The organism is Clostridium sp. OF09-36 (assembly GCF_003481985.1).
GTDB lineage: Bacteria > Bacillota > Clostridia > Lachnospirales > Lachnospiraceae > Brotaphodocola.
On record NZ_QUMD01000017.1, the window covers coordinates 19,543 to 40,510 of the forward strand.

Annotated in this window: 11 protein-coding genes and 2 pseudogenes; 11 read left to right on the forward strand and 2 right to left on the reverse strand. The window is 50.8% G+C overall.

Features of this window, described 5'->3' with window-relative positions; genetic code table 11:
* The first annotated feature begins 81 nt into the window (after nucleotides 1-81).
* A complete protein-coding gene (gene nifJ, locus DXA97_RS12985; protein WP_118720560.1) occupies nucleotides 82-3,621 on the forward strand; it encodes a pyruvate:ferredoxin (flavodoxin) oxidoreductase in 3,540 nt (1,179 codons plus the stop codon).
* A gap of 153 nt (nucleotides 3,622-3,774) precedes the next feature.
* On the opposite strand, the gene DXA97_RS12990 is transcribed toward nifJ, so the two are convergent.
* Nucleotides 3,775-4,284 (reverse strand): small multi-drug export protein, encoded by a 510-nt coding sequence (locus tag DXA97_RS12990; RefSeq protein ID WP_118720562.1) that lies wholly within the window; start codon nucleotides 4,282-4,284, stop codon nucleotides 3,775-3,777.
* 279 nt (nucleotides 4,285-4,563) lie between these two features.
* Here DXA97_RS12990 and DXA97_RS12995 point away from each other — a divergent pair, with 279 nt between their 5' ends.
* The gene (locus tag DXA97_RS12995) at nucleotides 4,564-6,474 is read left to right on the forward strand and encodes an alkaline phosphatase family protein (protein ID WP_118720564.1); all 1,911 of its coding nucleotides are present in this window, start codon (nucleotides 4,564-4,566) and stop codon (nucleotides 6,472-6,474) included.
* Entirely contained in the window at nucleotides 6,471-8,060 is a 1,590-nt protein-coding gene (cls, locus tag DXA97_RS13000) for a cardiolipin synthase (protein WP_118720566.1), read from the forward strand. The genes DXA97_RS12995 and cls overlap by 4 nt, the downstream gene beginning before the upstream one ends.
* Nucleotides 8,061-8,107: 47 nt before the next feature.
* Here cls and DXA97_RS13005 read toward each other — a convergent pair whose 3' ends face one another.
* The gene (locus tag DXA97_RS13005; protein ID WP_118720568.1) at nucleotides 8,108-9,253 is read right to left on the reverse strand and encodes an adenylyltransferase/cytidyltransferase family protein; all 1,146 of its coding nucleotides are present in this window, start codon (nucleotides 9,251-9,253) and stop codon (nucleotides 8,108-8,110) included.
* Nucleotides 9,254-9,678: 425 nt separating this feature from the next.
* On the opposite strand from DXA97_RS13005, the pseudogene DXA97_RS13010 reads away from it, so the two are divergent.
* The 8 genes and pseudogenes from DXA97_RS13010 to DXA97_RS22280 all read left to right on the forward strand — a co-directional run bounded on the left by DXA97_RS13010 (nucleotide 9,679) and on the right by DXA97_RS22280 (nucleotide 20,881).
* Nucleotides 9,679-10,379: pseudogene (locus DXA97_RS13010) on the forward strand (ATP-dependent Clp protease proteolytic subunit).
* Between the two features lie 48 nt (nucleotides 10,380-10,427).
* Complete coding sequence (locus DXA97_RS13015) at nucleotides 10,428-13,775, forward strand: DNA translocase FtsK (protein WP_347561607.1); 3,348 nt, start codon at nucleotides 10,428-10,430, stop codon at nucleotides 13,773-13,775.
* Nucleotides 13,776-13,881: 106 nt separating this feature from the next.
* Nucleotides 13,882-15,550 (forward strand): annotated as a pseudogene (locus tag DXA97_RS13020) (formate--tetrahydrofolate ligase).
* Between the two features lie 126 nt (nucleotides 15,551-15,676).
* The gene (locus DXA97_RS13025; protein WP_118720570.1) at nucleotides 15,677-17,122 is read left to right on the forward strand and encodes a UDP-N-acetylmuramoyl-L-alanyl-D-glutamate--2,6-diaminopimelate ligase; all 1,446 of its coding nucleotides are present in this window, start codon (nucleotides 15,677-15,679) and stop codon (nucleotides 17,120-17,122) included.
* Nucleotides 17,123-17,260: 138 nt separating this feature from the next.
* Nucleotides 17,261-18,637, forward strand: coding sequence for a UDP-N-acetylmuramoyl-tripeptide--D-alanyl-D-alanine ligase (gene murF / locus DXA97_RS13030; RefSeq protein WP_118720572.1), 1,377 nt, complete (start codon nucleotides 17,261-17,263; stop codon nucleotides 18,635-18,637).
* 132 nt (nucleotides 18,638-18,769) lie between these two features.
* Entirely contained in the window at nucleotides 18,770-19,825 is a 1,056-nt protein-coding gene (locus tag DXA97_RS22270) for a DEAD/DEAH box helicase (RefSeq protein WP_347561609.1), read from the forward strand.
* 35 nt (nucleotides 19,826-19,860) lie between these two features.
* Nucleotides 19,861-20,613, forward strand: coding sequence for a primosomal protein N' (gene priA, locus DXA97_RS22275; RefSeq protein ID WP_347561611.1), 753 nt, complete (start codon nucleotides 19,861-19,863; stop codon nucleotides 20,611-20,613).
* A gap of 64 nt (nucleotides 20,614-20,677) precedes the next feature.
* A complete protein-coding gene (locus DXA97_RS22280; protein ID WP_347561612.1) occupies nucleotides 20,678-20,881 on the forward strand; it encodes a hypothetical protein in 204 nt (67 codons plus the stop codon).
* Nucleotides 20,882-20,968: the final 87 nt, after the last annotated feature.

The following is a 20,968-nucleotide window of genomic DNA, read 5'->3' on the forward strand; positions in this document are numbered from 1 at the left end:
CTTTCCGGTGCATTTTTCTCACTGGAAACTTCCCGGTTTTACCGGGCAAAAGCATATTCACATTTGTAGGAGGATAATCAAATGGCAAGAAAAATGAAAACCATGGATGGTAATCAGGCCGCTGCTCATGCTTCATACGCATTTACCGAAGTTGCAGCTATGTACCCGATTACTCCGTCTTCCGTAATGCCTGAGCATACGGATGAGTGGGCTACTGAAGGCAGAAAGAATATCTTCGGCCGTACAGTACAGATCACTGAGATGCAGTCTGAGGCTGGTGCAGCTGGTGCTGTTCACGGTTCTCTGGTAGCAGGCGCTCTGACCACTACCTATACCGCTTCCCAGGGTCTTCTTCTGATGATCCCGGATCTGTACAAAATCGCTGGTGAGCAGTTACCGGGCGTTATCGATGTATCTGCACGTGCAGTATCTTCTCACGCTCTGAACATCTTCGGCGATCATTCCGACGTATATGCATGCCGTCAGACCGGCTGCGCTATGCTGTGTGAGTCCAGCGTACAGGAGGTTATGGACTTAACTCCGGTTGCTCATCTGTCTGCAATCAAAGGTAAAGTTCCGTTCATCAACTTCTTCGATGGATTCCGTACCTCTCATGAGATCCAGAAGATCGAAGAGTGGGATTACGACGATCTGGCTGAGATGGCTGACTGGGATGCAATTGCAGAATACCGTGCAAAAGCATTAAACCCGAACAACCCGTCCCAGAAAGGTTCCGCACAGAACCCGGATATCTTCTTCCAGGCTCGTGAGGCATGCAACTCTTACTACGATGCTCTTCCGGCAGTAGTACAGATGTACATGGACAAAGTAAATGCTAAGATCGGTACCGACTACAAACTGTTTAACTACTACGGCGCTGAGGATGCTGAGCAGGTTATCATCGCTATGGGTTCCGTTAACGATACCATCGAGGAGACCATCGATTACATGAGAAAGTCTACCGGTGCTAAAGTTGGTGTTGTTAAAGTTCGTCTTTACAGACCGTTCAGCGCAGAGGCTCTGATCGCAGCTATCCCGGATACTGTTAAGAAGATCACTGTTCTTGACAGAACCAAAGAGCCAGGTTCCTTAGGCGAGCCGTTATACCTGGATGTTGTTGCAGCATTAAAGGGCAGCAAGTTCGACCAGGTTGAGATCTTCTCCGGCCGTTATGGTCTTGGTTCCAAAGATACCACCCCGTCTCAGATCGTTGCTATCTATGAGAACAACACCATCAAGAGATTTACCACTGGTATCGTAGATGATGTTACCAACCTGTCCCTGCCGGTAGGTGCTCCGCTTGTTACCACTCCGGAAGGAACCACTAACTGTAAGTTCTGGGGTCTTGGTGCAGATGGTACCGTAGGTGCTAACAAGAACTCCATCAAGATCATCGGCGATAACACCGATATGTACGCTCAGGCTTACTTCGATTATGACTCCAAGAAATCCGGCGGTGTTACCATGTCTCACCTTCGTTTCGGTCATAAGAAGATCAAATCCACCTACCTGATCCATCAGGCAAACTTCGTAGCATGCCACAACCCGGCATACGTTCGTAAGTACAACATGGTTCAGGAGCTGGTTGACGGCGGTACTTTCCTGTTAAACTGCCCGTGGACTCACGAGGAGCTGGACAAGCACCTTCCGGGACAGATGAAGAAATTCATCGCTGATCACAACATCAACTTCTACACCATCGACGGTGTTAAGATCGGTATCGAGACCGGCATGGGCCCGACCCGTATCAACACCATCTTACAGTCCGCATTCTTCAAACTGACCGGTATCATTCCGGAGGAGAAAGCAATCGACCTGATGAAGGCTGCTGCTCAGAAGACCTACGGCCGTAAGGGTGAGGACGTTGTTAAGAAGAACTGGGCTGCTATCGATGCTGGTGCAACCGGCGTTGTTAAGGTAGAGGTTCCGGAGAGCTGGAAGAACTGCGAGGATGAGGGACTTGATTACAAGACCGTTTCCGGCGACAGAAAAGACGTTGTTGATTTCGTTAACAACATCCAGACCAAAGTCAGCGCTCAGGAAGGTAACAACTTACCGGTATCTGCATTCAAAGAGTATGTAGATGGTAATACCCCGTCCGGTTCTGCAGCATTCGAGAAACGTGGTATCGCTGTAGACGTTCCGGTTTGGAATTCCGAGAACTGTATCCAGTGTAACTTCTGTTCTTATGTCTGCCCGCACGCTGCAATCCGTCCGGTTGCTATGACCGAGGAAGAGGCTGCTAAGGTTGAGGGCGCTACCTTACCGTTAACCGGTATGCCGCAGTACAAGTTCACCATCGCTGTATCTGCACTTGACTGTACCGGTTGTGGTTCTTGTGCAAACGTATGTCCTGGCAAGAAGGGCGAGAAGGCTCTTACCATGGATAAGCTTGACAAGCACCTTGATGAGCAGAAGACCTTTGATTACGCAGTAACCCTGCCGATCAAAGAGGATGTTGTTGCTAAATTCAAAGAGACCACCGTTAAGGGTTCCCAGTTCAAACAGCCGTTACTTGAGTTCTCCGGCGCATGTGCTGGATGTGGTGAGACTCCGTACGCTAAGCTGATCACCCAGCTGTTCGGTGACAGAATGTACATCTCCAACGCAACCGGATGTTCTTCTATCTGGGGTAACTCTTCACCGTCTACTCCTTACACCGTAAATGCTAAGGGCCAGGGTCCGGCATGGGATAACTCCCTGTTCGAGGATGCTGCTGAGTTTGGTTACGGTATGTTACTGGCTCAGAACGCAATCCGTGATGAGTTAAAGGAGAAGGTAGAGCAGGTTGCAGCAAACGAGAACGCTTCTGAGGAAGTTAAGGCTGCATGCAAAGAGTACTTAGATACCTTCACCGTAGGTGCTACCAACGGTACCGCTACCGATAAGTTAGTTGCAGCTCTGGAAGGCATTGACTGCCCGACCTGCAAGTACATCGTAGCTAACAAGAACTATCTGGCTAAGAAGTCCCAGTGGGTATTCGGTGGTGACGGATGGGCTTACGATATCGGCTTCGGCGGTGTAGACCATATCCTTGCTTCCGGTAAGGACATCAACGTTATGGTATTCGATACCGAGGTTTACTCCAACACCGGCGGTCAGTCCTCTAAGGCTACCAAGACTGGTGCTGTAGCTCAGTTCGCAGCTGGCGGTAAAGAGACCAAGAAGAAAGACCTTGCAAGCATCGCAATGTCTTACGGTTATGTATACGTAGCTCAGATCTCTATGGGTGCTGATTATGCTCAGACTGTTAAGGCTATCGCTGAGGCAGAGGCATATCCGGGTCCGTCCCTGATCATGGCTTACGCTCCGTGTATCAACCACGGTATCAAGAAGGGCATGAGCAAAGCTCAGACCGAGGAGAAACTGGCAGTTGAGACCGGTTACTGGAACAACTTCCGTTACAACCCGGCTGCTGAGAAGAAGTTCACCCTGGATAGCAAGGCTCCGAACATGGAAGGCTATCAGGACTTCTTAAAGGGCGAGGTTCGTTACGCATCTCTGGCTATGAAGAATCCGGAGAGAGCAGCTACCCTGTTCGCTAGAAACGAGGCAGAGGCTAAGGAGCGTTACGAGTACCTGACCAAGCTGGTTAAGCTGTACGGTGACGATAACGAGTAATCGTTCGTGAAGAAATCAATATAAATCGTTCATGACTATCCCCGGTCCGCCGGGGCGGACGTGAGCGGGTCAGTTCCGGATGGAATGGCTTGTGCTGTAACAGAAAAAAAGCTCCCGGCCTGCGAAAGCAGGTGCGGGAGCTTTTTTGTACCACTAGGCGAAGAGTGCGCCAAGCAGTCCGTAGGATAAAAGGGACATGATCACGGTGGCCATGACGATTCCGCAAAGAATCGCGCCAATGGCTTTGCCGAATTTCATGTGGAGCAGGGCTGCGACCAGGGAGCCGGTCCAGGCGCCGGTGCCGGGGAGCGGGATTCCTACAAAGAGAACCAGACCCCAGAAACCGAATTTCTCAATCTGGCTTTTATTTTTGTCAGCTTTCTGGCGAACCCAGATTGCTACTTTGCTTAAGCCCGGTACACGCTCCATACCGTTTAAAACCTTTTCGATGAGAAGAAGGATGAACGGGATTGGAAGCAGGTTTCCAATGATGCAGATTGGAATTGCCTTTAAGATCGGAACATTCAAAAGAGCGGGAGATGCAGCAAGCAGTCCGCCACGCAGTTCCAGGATCGGGATCATGGAGATGATAAAGATGATGGCTTCCCCGGATACTTTTCCTCCGAGAAGTGAAGCCAGACCCTGTACCAGAGTATCAGTCATAACATATCCTCACTTTTCTGTATAAAATTGTATGAATTTGTGACAATTCTGCGGCCAATTGTGATCGCGTTTGCGCGATGCGTGAACTGTAACAGGACTGTTGCATTGACCGTAAAAAGCCACATACGCTTCATTATAGGAGAAAACACAAAAAAATTCAATTGCTTCTGCCTGCTCGTTTATAAAAAAATACTATGTAGATTTCTCGCAGAGTATGCTAAAATGAAAAGTACGGTTATAGATACAGGACAGATATAGAAAGGAACGGAAGATAAAGCTATGAAACGTCTGTGGAAAATACTGGGAATTTTGGTTGCAACGGCAATTTTACTGAACGTAGTAACAGAAATATTGAACCGGAAATCGCTGATCGGTGGAATTGGATTTGCCTTGCATACACCGCTGGTATTTTTGCTGAACAGTCTGTTGTTTCTGACGCCGTTTTTGCTGGTTTTCTTTACCAGGCGGAAGGTGTTTCTGGCGGTTGTGCTTGTGGTGACTGGCCTGACGATGGCGATTGCCAACAGTGTTCTTCTGGTATTCCGGACCACACCGTTTACGGCAGCGGACCTTCGCCTGGTAAAGTATGCAGCCACACTTCTGACAACGTATCTGACCTGGTGGCAGATTGTGCTGATGGCAGTGGCTGCAGTGGCCGCGATTTTATTTTGTGCAGTGCTCTGGAAAAAAGCGCCGGTGGACCAGCAGAAGGTGAATCTGACGGAATCGGTCTGTGTATCGGCGGTTTCCATGCTGGTGATCTGGGGGGTTTTAAATTTCTCCATTGCGACAGGCGCAGTGGCGCTTCATTTTGGAAATATCGGACAGGCTTATAAGGATTATGGATTTGCCTATTGTTTTTCCAATTCACTTCTGAATACCGGAATTGAGAAACCGCAAAGCTATGATCAGGCGGCTGTGGAGGAACTGGAAAGCGAAGAGCAGACCCAGACCGAAGATGCAAAAAACATAGAAGGCCGCTACCCGAATATCATTATGTTGCAGCTGGAATCTTTTTTTGATCCGCTTTTGTGGAAGAACAATCCGGTACAGGGAGATCCTATCCCGATGTTCCATTTCCTGGAGAGGAATTTCCCATCTGGTTATTTGAGTGTTCCTTCGGTAGGCGCCGGAACAGCAAATACGGAGTTTGAGTGCATCAGTGCCATGAATCTGGATTTCTTCGGACCGGGTGAGTACCCGTATAAGACGATTCTCCAGAAGACATCGTGTGAGAGCATGGCATTTGATATGAAGAATCTGGGTTATAAGGCACATGCGGTGCATAATAATGAAGCAACGTTTTATGACCGCCACAAGGTCTTCTCCCAGCTTGGCTTTGATACCTTTACGCCGATCGAGTATATGTATGATATTGAGCGGAATCCGACCGGCTGGTGCAAAGACAAGATCCTGGTCGGGGAGATTGAAAAGGTGCTGGATTCTACCATGGGAAGTGATTTTATATACACGATCTCCGTGCAGGGACATGGCAAGTATCCTTCGTTTGAATATTACTGCGAGCAGATCCATGAGATGGATGAGTTTATCGGGCAGCTGATTAATATGCTGAATACACGCATGGAGCCGACCGTTCTTGTGATGTACGGTGATCATTTGCCGGGGTTTGAGTGGACGGCAGAGGAGATGGAGAATGGCTCACTTTTCCAGACCAAGTATGTTGTCTGGAATAATGTGAATCTTCCTGTGGTAAAACGGGATGTGGAAGCTTACCAGCTTGCTGCCCACGTATTAAACATGCTGGATATCCATGAGGGGACCATGATCCGTTTCCACCAGCGTCATTTAGACCAGCATGATACGGATACGCAGGAATATCTGGATGCCATGCAGATTTTACAGTATGATATTCTTTATGGCGATCACGAGGTGTATGGAGGGGAATCGCCCTATCAGGCAACAAAACTGGAATTTGGCGTCACCCCGGTCATTCAGGGGACAACGGTCCATAATACGGATCAGGTCATCATATTTGGCGGGCCATTTAACAGCTGGTCTAAAATCTGTGTAAATGGAAAAGCCGTGGATACCCAGTATTACTCGAAAACAAGGCTGATTGCGAAGGGAGTTCCAGTGAAGACGGGAGAAGTGATCACCGTCCAGCAGGTGGGACGCGACAAGATTCATCTTGGGACAGCAAGAAAGAGACAGGAGACGATAAAACGATGAATATTCAGGAAGAGTGGGAGCTGCATAAGCCCAAAAAGAAGACATGGGGACGCTTTTTACGTGTCATTTTTGGCCGTACCACGTTTGTGATCACAGCGCTTCTGATCCAGTTTATTACGCTGCTTTACAGCTTTCAGTGGCTGAGTGAGCATGTGTTTTACTTGTACGGTGGTTTTGTAGGCTTAAGCGCAGTTGTTGTGATCTACATCATCAATAAAAACCAGAATCCATCTTACCAGCTTTCCTGGATCATCCCGGTTCTGGTATTTCCGGTATTCGGTGCTTTGTTTTATCTCTTTGTGGAGGCACAGCCGGGAACCAGAATGATCGACCGGAGACTGAAAGCAAATATCGAAGAAACAAAACCATTTTTAAAACAGCAGCATCAGGTTATGGAGCGTCTGTACCGGGAAAGCCGCGGAACAGCGCGGCTGGCTTATTATATGAACGAATATGGCGGGTATCCGATCTGGGAAAACACCAGTGCACAGTATTTTCCATTGGGCGATGATATGTATCCGGTGCTTCTGGAAGAACTGAAAAAAGCAGAGCGCTATATTTTCATGGAGTATTTCATCGTGGAAAAAGGAGAAATGTGGAACACTATCCTGGAGATATTAAAAGAAAAGGCGGCATCCGGTGTGGAAGTCCGCTTTATGTACGATGGGATGTGCAGCCTGACCTTAGTACCGTACGGGTATCCGAAGCAGCTGGAGCAGTATGGGATCCGCTGCAAGATGTTCTCCCCGGTGCGCCCGGTCCTTTCTTCCGCACAGAATAACCGGGACCACAGAAAGATCACGGTGATCGACGGACATACTGCATTCACCGGAGGGATCAATCTGGCAGACGAATATATCAACCGGAAGGTCCGTTTTGGACACTGGAAGGATACGGCGATCATGTTAAAGGGCGATGCCGTGACCGGATTTCTGATGATGTTTTTGCAGATGTGGAACATTACGGAACACCAGGCGGATGATTATGCCAGATATCTGTGCAAGCCAGATTACCAGTACCCGGCAGGACTGGACCGCTCGGGCTTTGCGATGCCGTACGGGGACAGTCCGCTGGATAATGAGCTGGTGGGACAGCACGTTTACATGGATATTTTAAATGAATCCCGTTACTATGTGCATATGATGACGCCCTATTTGATCCTGGACAGTGATATGATCACGTCGCTGACCTTTGCGGCGAAGCGCGGCATTGAGACGATCATCATCATGCCGCACATCCCGGATAAGATTTATGCGTACCTGCTGGCGCGTTCCTACTACGCGGAGCTTTTGCAGGCAGGTGTAAAGATTTATGAGTATACACCGGGCTTTGTCCATGCAAAGGTATTTACTAGCGATGACACCAAGGCGGTGGTTGGTTCTATCAATATGGACTACCGGAGCCTGCACCTGCATTTTGAATGTGCAGTTTATCTGTACCGGAATCCGGCCGTGCAGCAGGCAGAGGCAGATTTTCAGGCAACCTTAAAACAGTGCCAGGAGATCACACAGCAGGACTGCAAAAATTATCCGATCCCGAAGAAAATCGCGGGAAAGGTGTTGCGGCTGTTTGCTCCCCTGATGTAAAGCAGCAATATCGCACAGTGCGTATCAGAGATGCAGGATTTCTTCTATTAGTAATGCCGTACCTCTGCGGCTGCCCGGATCTTCTGAATGACAGGCTCGGCGGCTGCGGAGGTGAAATATTGGAAGGTGCATGCTGGCACCTTCTTTTTTAATGCCTCAAAATCTCTGTCTTTGATCAGACAGCGCACGTCGGACGCGCTGATGGCACCATCTGTGTCGGCTTTCCTTGGAATGATATTGCAGGTCAGGCCGGCGGCGGACAGCTCCTCAGCCATGACCTGGTTGTAGATGCCGGTTACCTGGCTGAAGGGTTCTTCCCCGACAAAACGGTCTGTGATGGAAAGAGCATTGGCAATGCGTAAAAACACCTGGATATCGAGCTTGGCATGAGATCGGATGACCGTGTCGGAGTCCTTTAAAAAGTAGGACGGGAAGGTCGCATTGGAGATCATGTAAGGACCGGTCTCGTGGCAGATCACATTGGAAAGGTCTGCGCAGCCGTCTGCAACCAGCTGTCTGCGGACGGAGAATGGAACCAGGGAAGCATCCTCTGAGACAACAAATACATGGAGCAGGTCTACCGAAACAGCCGCCTGCTCGATCAGGTAACGGTGACCGAGTGTGAATGGATTTGCGTTCATGATAACGGCACCGATTCTTTGTGCGCCGGATGTCGTCGAGGCATCTGTGTCGTTTCTATCGCGGAAAGTTCCATGACAATCTGTTTGCGTCAATGCAACTGGTTTGCTCTGGTTTGCCAAGAAAGCGTCTGTTTCACTCTGCAATCGTTTCAGATAATCAGCAAAGCCGGTCCGGCGGTTTTCCATAAAGACAACTTTTCCTTCGACCCGTGCGATTTCGTAAAATCCAAGATCACCAAAAAAGCGGGCAGTATTACATTTAGTATATAAGAAGAGACTGGTGTTGCCGCGGCTGTACTGGTACTCGATCAGATGCGAGATCACCTGGTTCATCAGACCTTCGCCCTGATGTTCCGAGGAGACAGCCATGCAGCGCAGTGTGTTGGCAAAGCAGGAACCGGTTGCAACCAGGTTGTAGTCATCGTCGAACAGACCGATGCTGTAATCGAGATTTTTGTCTCGCTCGATTCCTTCTTTTTCCAATAGGGCGTCCATCTGGCGCACAGCGCGTTTATCGGTGGGAGATATTCTGCTGACGGTATAATCTGACATAATAAGAAGTCCTCCGTGTTTTATTTTGAATACGTTTCGAAATGTCAAGTTTTCCGGCAGTCTGTGAAATCTGAATATGGAAACAGGAATGCCAGAACTGTGTTTAGTATAGCGTATTTCCAGTAAAAATGCGAATACTTCCTAAGTTATGGGGAATATTGGATTATGATGATGATTTGTAGCAAGGATGTTCAGTATGGAAAATTCCAAGCACAGTTGGTGTGTAAAAGAATTTTGTCAATGCCTGCAGGCAGAAAGGAATGAAATCACAGATGGGTAAACGGAAAATGAAAAATAGAAACAAACAGACAGAAAAGTGGAATGCGGAAGATGGTGGAAAACAAATATCTGAAGTCAATAGCATGAACGAAGAAAATGCCAGGAAAAGGGAAAAAACAGATGTGCCGGTGAATGGAATGGAACGAATGCAAAATGGAGGCGAGCGGGTCCAGAACGGCGGAAATGAAGCGTTTGGTCTGGACTATGCGCAGGCTACGCTGGATGGTGGAAATGGCAAACATAAAATCCATCTGCTTTCCATCATCGGGGAAGTAGAGGGCACGAAAATCTGTCCGGAAATACGAAGGTTACAAAATACGATCAGATTCTGCCCAGGCTTGCCGAGCTGGAGGATGATGACAGTGTGGAAGGCTTGCTGGTTCTTCTGAATACGTCCGGTGGGGATGTGGATGCAGGGCTTGCCATTGCAGAGATGATCGCGTCCCTTTCCATGCCAACCGTTTCTTTGGTGTTGGGCGGCAGCCATTCCATCGGGGTACCACTTGCAGTTTCGACCGATCACTCTTTTATTGTCCCGACCGGGACGATGATGGTGCATCCGGTGCGCATGAGCGGAACGGTGATCGGAGCATCACAGACTTACGAGTATTTTGAAATGATCCAGGACCGGATCCTGACCTTTGTCAGCGACCATGCGCAGATCGCGTATGACCAGGTGAAGCAGCTGATGCTGAATACGGAAATGCTGACCCGGGACCTGGGAACGGTGCTGGTAGGAAGTGAAACCGTAAAAGCCGGACTCATCGATGAGGTCGGGGGGATCCGGGAGGCACTTGGGTATCTGTACCGGAAAATTGAAGAAGGATGGGCGTCTTGCATTTCCTGATAATTTTTTGTATACTAAGAACATTGGGAAAGAGGAGGCTGGATTTTTGTGGCAGCGAAGAAACAACAAAACAAAGTAAATTCAGATAAAACAGCAAGAACAACAGGCAGCCGGAAATCAGCAGGAACCGGGGCGAAAAACGCGGCAAACAGCAGAAAAAAAGCTGGAAGAGCGAGACAGCTCCAGGAACCGGAGCCGCTGCCAGAGGAGGAAGGCCTGGTACGCGCAGAGGTGATCGTTCTTGGGTCTTTCGCGGCGGCAGTGCTTTTATTTTTGAGCAATTTCCATCTTTGCGGCTTTGCGGGTGATTTTTTGCGAAGCATCCAGCTTGGGCTGTTTGGCTTACCTGGCTACATTGCCCCGCTGGTGCTGTTCGTAGGAACCTGTTTTTACCAGGCAAACCGCGGAAACCGTGTGGCTTTGCACAAGAATGCTGCTTCGGCAGCAGCGTTTTTTCTGCTCTGCGGTTTTTCGCAGATGATTTTTGGACAGCAGCCAGAGGCAGGAAAGGGAATATTGGAATATTACCGTCTGTCTGCGGCATCCGGCATGGGTGGAGGACTGGCCGGAGGACTTTTGTTTGGTGTACTCCGTTCTGTGCTTGGAAGCATTGGTGCATTTCTGATTCTGGCAGTTGGCATGATCCTGTGTATGGTGTGCATCACCGGGCGTTCGTTTGTGAAGGCGGTGAAGCATCACAGTGATGCTGCTTATCAGTATGCCAGGGAGGACATGGAGCGCCGCCGGGAAATCCATGCGGAGCGCCAGGAAGAGCGCAGGAAACTTCGTGAAGAACAGCGGGTGCGCGGCGTGAATCTTGGTTCCACGTATCTGCCGGCGAAAGAAGACGAGTACCTGGAGGAAGATCCAGAAGCAGATTACGGCGAGCGTTACGAGGATGATTATGATAACGGCTATGATGATGGCAGTGCCGACAATCATGACAGCGGCTATCATGACAACTATGCTGACGGTCATGCGGAACATTACGATGACAGCTATGATTATGGTGACAGCGATAGCGGCAGCTATGGTGAAAGTTATGGCACCCGTGGAAGGGCAGAGCATGCTGCAAGCCGTCCGCGTCCGAAGCGGCAGACACCGGACCAGGCAGACGTGTTTACCGGAAGTATTTCCATGCCGGATGAATACCGGGATGAAAAGCCGGATGTTCCTGCTTATTCAACCAATCTTCCGGCCGGGGAAGTGGTACCGCCGGAGCCGGAGGATGATTACGATCTGGAGGCTGCAGCCAGAAAACTGACCGAGTCTGGCTTTGGGCGCTTTGAAGAAGCCGGGGAGGTTTTCACCGGCGGTGCAAGAAAGCTTGACGGGCCAGTGAAAACGGACCGGGCAGAGAAAGCGGATACTTACGAGGATGTGGCTCCGTGGGATGAGCCGGATACATATACAGAGAATCCATACACAGAAAATTCGTATACAGCAGATCCTTATGCGCAGCAGCAAGCTGAAATGCGGAACGGACAGAAGATGCAGCAGGAGCAGACGAAAGCAGTCCAGGCAGCTTCCGCAGAAAATGCGACGCTGAACCGGGTGCAGAAACCGGCACAGGGAACCGGGCAGGAATTGCAGACAGAATCAGCGCAGCAGATGTGGGAGACCGTGCAGGAACCACAGCCGGAGCCAGTGCAGCGGATGCAGGAGCCATCTCCGTACATGCCGGAGCCTGCCCCGGAGGAGTACCTCCCGGAGCCGGATGTGGCTTACACGGTAAAAACGGAGCAGAACACCGACTTTGCGATTCCGGAGGAAAGCAAACATGTGGTCACTGCGGGAGGCAAGGTCATCGAGACCGATACGGAGGCCCTTCAGAAGAAACTGGAATCCACAAAAAAGGCGGAGACAGCAAAACGCGAGGCCGAGCAGGCCGACAGCGAAGCTGCACTACAGCAGAAGATCCAGGAAAAGGAAGAACAGCCGAAAAAACCATATATTTATCCGCCGCTTAGCCTGTTAAAGCGTGGCAGCCGGAATCCTGGCGGTTACTCGGAGCAGGAATACCGGGAAACTGCAGTGAAGCTGCAGCAGACGCTGCGCAACTTTGGCGTTGGCGTTACCGTGACCAATATCAGCTGTGGACCTTCCGTCACCCGATATGAGCTGCACCCGGAGCAGGGCGTAAAGGTCAGCAAGATCGTCGGACTTGCCGATGACATTAAGCTGAGCCTGGCGGCAGAGGATATCCGTATTGAGGCACCAATCCCGGGCAAGTCTGCAGTGGGTATCGAGGTGCCGAATAAAGAGAAGACATCCGTATTCTTGCGCGATCTTCTGGAGTCCGATACGTTCCAGAAGCATCCGTCCAGACTGGCTTTCGCAGTCGGAAAGGATATCGGCGGTCAGGTCGTGGTAACCGATATCGCCAAGATGCCGCATCTTCTGATCGCGGGCGCGACCGGATCCGGTAAGTCGGTCTGCATCAACACGATTATCATGAGCATCATCTACAAGGCTGACCCGGAGGATGTCAAGCTCATCATGGTGGATCCGAAGGTCGTGGAGCTGAGCGTATATAACGGCATTCCGCATCTGCTGATTCCGGTTGTGACCGATCCGAAGAAAGCATCCGGTGCCTTGAACTGGGCAGTAGCCGAGATGACAGACCGCTACAAGAAATTTGCGAAATACGGTGTGCGTGACTTAAAAGGCTACAATGCAAAGATTGAGACGATTCAGGATATTGATGACGCAGACAAGCCGAAAAAGATGCCGCAGATCGTCATCATCGTGGACGAGCTTGCGGATCTGATGATGGTGGCTCCGGGCGAGGTGGAGGATGCAATCTGCCGTCTGGCCCAGCTGGCGCGTGCGGCAGGCATTCATCTGGTCATCGCGACCCAGAGACCGTCGGTCAATGTCATTACCGGACTGATCAAGGCAAACGTACCGTCAAGAATCGCATTTTCCGTTTCTTCCGGCGTGGATTCCCGTACCATCATCGATATGAACGGTGCGGAGAAGCTTCTCGGAAAGGGCGATATGCTCTTTTATCCGGCGGGGTTCCCGAAACCTCAGCGTGTGCAGGGCGCCTTTGTCTCCGACTCGGAGGTCCAGCAGGTAGTGGACTTCTTAACCGAGCAGGGATTGACAGCCCAGTACAGTCCGGAAGTAGAAAACAGTATGAACGCGGCTCCTTCTGCGACAAGCTCCGGCCCGTCTAACAGCCGGGACGAGTACTTTGAGCAGGCCGGCCGTTTCATAATAGAAAAAGAAAAGGCATCCATTGGTATGCTGCAGCGTATGTTCAAGATCGGATTCAACCGTGCCGCAAGGATCATGGACCAGCTGGCGGAGGCCGGTGTGGTCGGCGAGGAAGAGGGAACAAAGCCCCGTAAAGTCCTTATGACTATGGAAGAATTTGACCAGATCATTTAACCCAGGATGAAACGGTACAGGCTGCCGGCGCATTGCGTGCAGACAGGAGATCAACAGCTGACAGTTTCATTCAGACCACAGGAAAAAGAAAGGGAGGATACTGGATATGAAGACAGATATTGAAATCGCGCAGGAGGCGGTAAAGCTTCCAATCAAAGAGGTTGCAGAGAGCTATGGAATCGTTGAGGATGATCTGGAACTGTACGGCAAGTACAAGGCAAAGATCACCGATGAGCTGTGGCAGCAGGTGAAGGACGTCCGGACGGAAAGCTGGTTCTGGTCACTGCGATCAACCCGACTCCGGCAGGCGAGGGCAAGACCACGACCAGCATCGGTCTGGCAGATGCCCTTACAAGACTTGGCAAGAAGACCATGATCGCCTTGCGTGAGCCGTCCCTTGGACCGTGCTTTGGCATTAAGGGCGGAGCAGCAGGCGGCGGTTTTGCCCAGGTTGTTCCGATGGAGGATTTAAACCTTCACTTCACCGGAGACTTCCATGCGATCACATCCGCGAATAACTTACTGGCAGCACTGTTAGACAACCATATCCAGCAGGGCAATGCCCTCAGATCGATACCAGACAGATCCTCTGGAAACGCTGTCTGGATATGAACGACCGTGTACTCCGCAATGTTGTGGTAGGCCTTGGCGCAAAGGCAGATGGTGTTGTGCGTGAAGATCATTTCGTGATCACGGTTGCTTCTGAGATCATGGCAATCCTTTGCCTGGCAAACGATATGAACGACTTGAAAGAGCGTCTCGGCAAGATCATCGTTGCATATAATTATGCCGGAGAGCCGGTTACTGCAGCACAGCTGCATGCAGTAGGAGCAATGGCAGCGCTGTTAAAGGATGCCATCAAGCCGAACCTGATCCAGACCCTGGAGCATACCGGTGCCCTGGTACACGGCGGACCGTTCGCAAACATCGCACATGGCTGCAACAGCGTGCGTGCGACCAAGACCGCGTTAAAGCTGGCGGATATCGTGGTAACCGAGGCAGGCTTTGGCGCAGATCTGGGTGCAGAGAAGTTCATGGACATCAAGTGCCGCAAGGCAGACTTAAAGCCGGATGCAGTTGTTCTGGTGGCAACCGTGCGTGCATTAAAGTACAACGGCGGTGTGCCGAAGACGGAACTGGCGGCAGAGAATCTGGATGCGCTGAAGAAAGGTATCGTAAACCTGGAGAAGCACATCGAGAACCTGCAGAAGTTTGGTGTTCCGGTTGTAGTAACCTTAAACTCCTTTGTGACCGATACCGAGGCAGAGTACGCATTCATCCGCGATTTCTGCGAGGCACGCGGCTGTGAATTCGCGCTCTCTGAGGTATGGGCAAAAGGCGGCGAGGGCGGTGAAGCCCTGGCAAACAAAGTGCTGGAGACTCTGGCAAACAAGGAGAGCCATTACCATGCCCTGTACCCGGATGAGATGAGCTTAAAGGATAAGGTCAAGACTATTGCCACCGAGATCTACGGTGCAGACGGCGTTTCCTACGCTCCGGCAGCATCTAAGGCCCTGGCACGCATCGAGGAGATGGGCTTTGGCAATCTTCCGGTCTGCATGGCAAAGACCCAGTATTCCCTGTCTGATGACCAGACCAGGCTGGGACGCCCGGCCGGATTCACCATCAATGTGCGCGATGCTTATGTTTCCGCAGGCGCAGGCTTTGTGGTTGTTCTGACCGGCGCGATCATGACCATGCCGGGACTTCCGAAAAAACCGGCTGCAGACGGCATCGATGTCGATGAAAACGGCGTGATTACCGGACTGTTCTAGAAAAAACGCCTGTAATCTGGCACAGGCCGGATTGCAGGCATGAAACATGCATGCGGGGCAGCAGGATTGTATGTCGTGCATGCGTGGACAGAAAACAAAAACGTGTGGAAAGGATAGACGAAGAGTATGACGATAAGAGACTGGTTAGAGGGACTTTCTTACAAGCTGGTACAGGGAAGCCTGGACGTGGAAGTAAACGAAGTCGTATACGATTCCAGAAAAGCGGCTCCGGGAGCTGTATTTGTCTGCATGAAAGGAACAAAGATCGATTCCCATGATTTTGTGGGACAGGTAACGGATGCGGGTGTGAAGGTGCTTGTGACTGAGCATGCAGTAGAGGCACCGGCAGATGTGACGGTCGTGGAGACAGCAAATGGCAGGGAGGCACTGGCGCTTTTATCGGCAGCACGGTTTGGCTATCCTTCCCGCAAGCTGACCATGATCGGTGTCACCGGAACCAAAGGAAAGACAACGACCACCCACATGATCAAGACGATTCTGGAGACAGCCGGAAAGAAAACCGGCATGATCGGAACCAACGGTGTCTACATCGGCGAGGAGCATTTCCCGACTGTGAACACGACGCCGGAATCCTATGATCTGCACCGCTATTTTGCAAAAATGGTGGAAGAGGGCTGTGCGTGCTGCGTGATGGAGGTTTCCTCCCAGGCAATGAAGATGCACCGGGTCGCAGGCATCCAGTTTGATTACGGCTTGTTTACCAACATTTCCCCGGATCATATCGGAAAAGATGAGCATGCGGATTTTGCGGAGTACTTATACTATAAAAAGCAGCTTTTTGCGCAGAGTAAGCGTGCCCTGGTCAATGTCGATGATGAGCATATCGAGGAAATTGTAAAGGATATCCCGTGTCCGTGGACCGGATTTGGCTTAAAAGAGGGAGCAGGCTTCCAGGCAGAGAACATCCACTATGTCTCCGAGCCGGATTTTGTTGGCGTGGAGTTTGACATCAAGGGCGAGCATCAGATCCCGGTGCGTGTCAGCATCCCTGGCAAGTTTAATGTATACAATGCGCTGGCGGCAGCAGCAGTTACGCTCTGGGTGGGCGTTCCGGCAGATAAGCTGCAGCATGCCCTGGAGCATTTAAAGATTAACGGCCGTATGGAGATTGTCTATACCTCCGAAAAATGCTGTGTGATTGTGGATTATGCCCACAATGCAGTCAGCATGGAAAGCCTTCTCGAAACGCTCAGGGAGTATCATCCGAAGCGCCTGGTGGTTGTATTTGGCTGCGGTGGAAACCGCTCAAAAGACCGCCGTTATTCCATGGGTGAGATCGGCGGCCGCATGGCAGATCTTTCCATCATTACCGCAGATAACTCCCGCTTTGAGAAGGTGGAGGATATCATTGCGGATATCCGCGGCAGCATCGAGAAAACCGGCGGAAAATTCATCGAAATCCCGGACCGGAAGGAAGCCATTACCTACAGCATCACCCATGCCGAGCAGGGAGATATGATTGCCATCATCGGTAAGGGACATGAGGATTATCAGGAGATTAACGGAGTGCGTTATCCGTTTTTGGACCGCGCGTGGTGGAAGAGGTTGTGAAGACCTTGCAGTAAAACGCATGCAGAATCCATGATGGAAAATGGCATGGCATTGCGAAACATGCTGTATGTAAAAATGACATAGAGCATTGCCAGAATGGCAGCATGTAAAAAATAGAAACAGAAAAGAGAACCGGACATGGAAAAGATAACGGTAAAGGATATTGTAACAGCAGTAAATGGAACGCTTTTATGCGGGGATGAGAATCATCCGGTGGAGCATCTGAGCATTGATTCCAGAACCATGAAGGGCAACGACTTGTTTGTGCCGCTCATCGGCGAAAAGGTAGACGCCCACCGCTTTATCGAGCAGGCCTTTGGCGCAGGAGCTGTGGCGGTGCTGACCTCCGAGCACGATCATGCAGAGGATGCAGATCATGCGTGGATCCGGGTGGCCGACACCAAAAAGGCACTGCAGGAGATTGGCCGCTATTACCGCAGCCACTTAAGTCTGCCGATCATCGGCATTACCGGAAGTGTCGGAAAGACAACCACCCGTGAGATGGTGGCAGCAGCACTTTCTGCAAAATACCGGGTTTACAAGACCCCGGGTAACTCCAACAGCCAGGTCGGTGTGCCGATCACGCTGTCCGAGATTACCTCTGCGGATGAGATCGGTGTCTTAGAGCTTGGCATGAGCATGCCGGGAGAGCTGACCGTGATCGCGAAGATCGCACAGGTGGATATGGCGGTGATCACCAATGTCGGCATTACCCATATTGAGCAGCTTGGAAGCCAGGAGAATATTTACCGCGAAAAACTGACCATTCAGGATGGTTTAAAGGAAGGCGGCATTCTCTTCTTAAACGGGGATGACCCGCTGCTAAAGGAGACAAAAGCAAAAGCAGGATGCCGTACCGTCTATTATGGAACCGGGGAAAATTCGGAGTACCGCGCGGAGGATATCCGCAGTGAAGACGGGTATCCGGTGTTCACAGCAAACTGCCGCGGGGAAAAATACATGGTGCGATTAAGCATTATGGGCCGTCACAACGTGTTAAATGCGATGGTAGCACTGGCTGTGGCAGATCTGAGCGGAGTTCCGCTTTCTGATGCTGTGAAGACTCTGGCTGCGTTTACCGGCTTTAAAAACCGTCAGCAGATCGCGGAAAAGAACGGGGTCATAGTCATCGATGATACCTATAACGCAAGTCCGGTTTCCATGAAAGCAGGACTTGAGGTGTTAGAGGCGAAAGCAAAAGGGCGCCGGATTGCAGTCCTTGCCGATATGAAGGAGCTGGGACCGGATTCTGCCAAATTCCATTATGAGGTAGGAAGCTGGATGAAATCGCATCCGGTGGATGTATTATTTACATACGGAGAGCTTGCCCTTCAGATTGAAAAAGGCGCAAAGCGTGCCGGTATGAAGGCAGAATACCTGCATTTTGATGAAAACCAGAAAGAAGCAATGGTAGATGCCTTAAAAGCAAAGCTTCAGACGGGTGACTGCGTGCTCTTGAAGGGCTCCAACAGCATGCGCCTGGGCGAGGTGGCGGCAAAGCTGCTGGCTGAGTAAAAAATTACTGTTTGCGCAGCACGTGAAGAGTAATGAAAGAAGCATGATAGCCAGCTGCACAAAGAATTGCCCGGTTTTGTGCGGGCAGGAATGAAAACATGGGTCGTAAGACCTCAAAAGACAGGAGTATTTATGGCAGAACAATATGCCAGTATTATCATAGATATTTCCCATGAAGACGTAGACCGGGTATTCCAGTACCGGATCCCGCCGGCGCTTTTGCCGCAGATCCGTGTCGGGGTGCAGGTCTGCGTCCCTTTTGGTTCAGGAAACAGAAAACGGACCGGCTATGTGGTGGAACTCACCGACAAGCCGGATTATGATAAAGATAAGATCAAAGAAATCATCGGAGTCACGGAAAAGAGCATTACGGCAGACAGCCGTTTCATTGAGCTGGCCTGGTGGATGAAAGAGCAGTACGGCTCCACCATGAATCAGGCATTAAAAACCGTGCTTCCGGTGAAAAAAAAGGTGAAGGCCCGCAATAAAAAGATTGTGGAAACCATGACCGGGATGCCGCAGTTGCCCGGAACGAGTCTGCAGGACGAAAACAAGACTGGAACCAGCGCAAATGCGGCAGACGCAGGAAATGCAGCAGGAGCAGAAAACACAGTACCAGCAGCAGGAAACAGCTCTGCGGTTGTACTGAATCCGGAACAGCAGGCAGTTGTGGATGCCTTCTGCTCCTCTTGCGATACCGGAGACCGCACTCCGTGTCTGCTCCATGGTGTTACCGGAAGCGGAAAAACCGAGGTTTACATGGCGATGATCGACCATGTGTTAAAACAACAGAAACAGGTGATCGTGCTGATCCCGGAGATTGCCCTGACCTACCAGACGGTGAGCCGGTTTTACAGCCGGTTTGGAAGCCGGATCTGTGTCATGCATTCCCGGCTTTCCGCGGGAGAAAAATGCGACCAGTTTGAGCGGGCGAGAAAGGGCGAGACGGATATTATGATCGGTGCCCGGTCGGCATTGTTTACGCCGTTTCCGAATCTGGGTCTCATCATTTTGGACGAGGAGCATGAAGGTGCCTATAAGAGCGAGACCACGCCCCGGTATCATGCCAGGGAGGTGGCTGAAAAGCTGGCAGAGTTAAACGAAGCCGCCTTTGTCATGGGCTCTGCCACGCCGTCTGTGGAGGCATACGCAAAGGCACAGGCAGGAATCTACGCCTGTTTACCCTGAAAAAACGTGCCAAGGCAGGAAGTGAGCTGGCTGCTGTGGAGATCGCGGATCTGCGAAAAGAGATGGAAGCCGGAAATAAGTCCATCTTCAGCCTGCGTCTGCAGGAGCTGATCAAAGACCGGCTGGCGAAAAAAGAACAGGTGATGCTGTTTATCAACCGGCGCGGATATTCCAGCTTTGTCTCCTGCAGAAGCTGCGGCGAGGCATTAAAATGCCCGCACTGCGATGTGTCCCTGACACTTCATAACCATCAGCGGCTGGTGTGCCATTACTGCGGATACCAGATTCCGATGCCGAAGAAATGCCCGCACTGCGGTTCTCCGTATCTGGCGGGCTTTGGCATCGGCACCCAGAAGATTGAGGAGATGGCAGCGCAGATGTTTCCGGAGGCAAAGCTTCTCCGGATGGATCTGGACACTACCTCAAAAAAAGGCGGTCATGAAAAGATTTTGTCCGCATTCGCAAAGGGCAAAGCCGATATCCTGATCGGCACCCAGATGATCGTAAAAGGACATGATTTTCCGGGCGTGACACTGGTTGGTGTACTCGCAGCCGACGTCTCATTGTATGCGCCGGACTACACCGCAGCGGAGCGGACGTTCCAGCTTTTAGTGCAGGCCGCAGGGCGTGCGGGACGCGGCAGAAAAGCTGGAATTGCACTGATCCAGACCTATATGCCGGAGCATTACAGCATCCAGACAGCCACCTCGCAGGATTATGAGAGCTTTTTTAAGCAGGAGATGGGCTACCGCAGGCTGATGCAGTACCTCCGGCCTGTCATATGCTGAGCATGCAGGTGGCAGGGGAAAATGAGGAGCTGATGACCCGGATCATGGAGCCATTGCCGCTTCTGTGCGGAAACACTTTGAAGAACAGACCCAGATCATCGGGCCGGTTCCGGCACCGGTGTACAAAGTTAATGATATTTACAGAAAAATTTTATATATGAAACAGGAAAACTATGATATACTAATAAAAATCCAGAAGTATGTCAAAATGCGCTGGGATGAAACAGAAAGCTGTAAAAAACTAACCCTGCAGTGCGATTTCACGTAAACTGCAGCGGAAATAATCAGGGGACGCGTCACGGATGCCGACCCGATAAGCAGAAAATGACTTATACTATCGAACGAATACAGAAAG